The 1,668-nt window shown below is 65.4% G+C and carries 1 protein-coding gene and 1 pseudogene; one reads left to right on the top strand and one right to left on the bottom strand.

The features are described from left to right. Positions 1-6: 6 nt before the first annotated feature. Complete coding sequence (locus WB785_RS15760; protein WP_424080259.1) at positions 7-855, bottom strand: helix-turn-helix domain-containing protein; 849 nt, start codon at positions 853-855, stop codon at positions 7-9. Between the two features lie 172 nt (positions 856-1,027). Here WB785_RS15760 and WB785_RS15755 point away from each other — a divergent pair. After that, positions 1,028-1,273: pseudogene (locus WB785_RS15755) on the top strand (protein kinase domain-containing protein); the annotation flags it as partial. Between the last annotated feature and the right edge of the window lie 395 nt (positions 1,274-1,668).

Raw genomic sequence — 1,668 nt, 5'->3', positions numbered from 1 at the left:
ACCCCATCATGAACACGCGACGGCCAACGGTCTTGTAAATTTTTGCCGCTCGACCGGGACGTGGCTGGGCAGCACAATCCGCTGTTGGCTGTACCGCGTCGGCGTCATCCCGGTGAACGACTCGAAGTCCCGGACAAAGTGCGCCTGGTCGAAATAGCCGACCTCGGCCGCGACGCGAGCACCACCCACCGGGCCCGCGCCGAGTAACCGCAGCGCCGCCTGGAGGCGACGAACCCGCGCATATGCCTTGGGCGACAAGCCCACCTCGGCACGAAACAACGCAATCAGCCGCTTGGCGGCCATGCCCACCTGGTGGCGGATGTCGGCCATCCGGATCGACGGATCGTTTTCGATCGCGGCCAGCGCTGCAGCGACGCCCGGTTGGCGGTCCGCTGTCAGCGATGGCCGGGAGAGCAAAAACTGCTCGAGGATCTGAAAGCGGGCCTGCGCCGACGACGTTTCGATCAACCGCTCGTGTAGGTCGCGCCCACCGCTCCCCCAGACCTGGTCGACGCCGACGTATGCATCCTCGAGGTCGCCCAACGGGATTCCGAGAAACGGAAACGCGCCGCCGGGCCGAAAGTGAACGGCCATCACGGGCTCGTCAGCGGCGATGTTCGATACGTACGAGGCGGTGTGCGATCCGGTGATGAATGCGGGCGGAACAACCAACCTCGTTTTGCCGTCGGCGGCGTAGAAGTCGAGCTGCTGTCGTTGCCCGACGTCGAAGATGACTGTCACCGCGCCACGCGGCAGCGCCCGGCTCCAATAGTCGGCCTGGCGGCTGCGCCAATCCCCGATAAATTCAACGTAATCGGCCAGCGGAGAGACCGGCCGGTATATGCGGGGACCCATGCAGACGACGATAGTTCAGCATGCCCGCAGTTACTGGCGGCGATGTTGCCTCGAATTGGATTCCGGGAGCCGAGCCGTCGGCTCTGCCGAATGCTGACCGAGTCCACGTGGTCCCGTGGGCAGTGGCTGGTTTGCCCGTCGGTGGAGCGGCTGGCTGCGTATGGTGAGCCCGGTGGAGGGCACGCCGTTTGGTCGCTACCGCCTGATCGAGTTGTTGGGCCGCGGCGGCATGGGCGAGGTGTGGCGTGCGCATGACACCGTCACCGACCGGGTCGTGGCCATCAAAGTCTTGCCCGCGCATTTGTCTGAGGACGAGGAGTTTCAGCGGCGATTCCGCCGGGAAGCCCACGCGGCCGCCCGATTGGGCACACCGCACGTGGTCCCGATCTATGACTATGGGGAGATCGACGGTCGGGTCGGCCGATCACCTTAGGATTCTCCCGCCAACGGCACCGGTCAGTCCCGGCTTTACCGCCGCTGCCCGCAAACTCTCAGGTCGGCGAGTTTGTAGTTTTGCGGTCGTGTGGACCGTGGTCGGGCTGTGGATCTGGGTGGGCGATCGTCTAACGGGTGCTGCCACCACAATTGGGGCTCGCGGGCTTTGACGGCGATGCACAAGCCGGGGCGACTAGACCGATCGCCATCGCTACGGCTACCAAGGCGTAAGTGTTGCGGCGCATGCTCGCTGCCTAGATCCCTATCCAGACCCACTGTCCATGGCCGCCGTCCCATACCGGGCGGAGCTGCTGCGCCCACGGCGGCGGTGGAGGGGGCGGCGGGATGTCCGCTGGTGCGAATGACGGCACATATGCC

The sequence above is a fragment of the Mycobacterium sp. genome, assembly GCF_049585075.1.
Taxonomy (GTDB): domain Bacteria; phylum Actinomycetota; class Actinomycetes; order Mycobacteriales; family Mycobacteriaceae; genus Mycobacterium.
The sequence above is the reverse complement of the archived record's forward strand: the minus strand, read 5'-3'. Positions and strand labels throughout refer to the sequence as shown.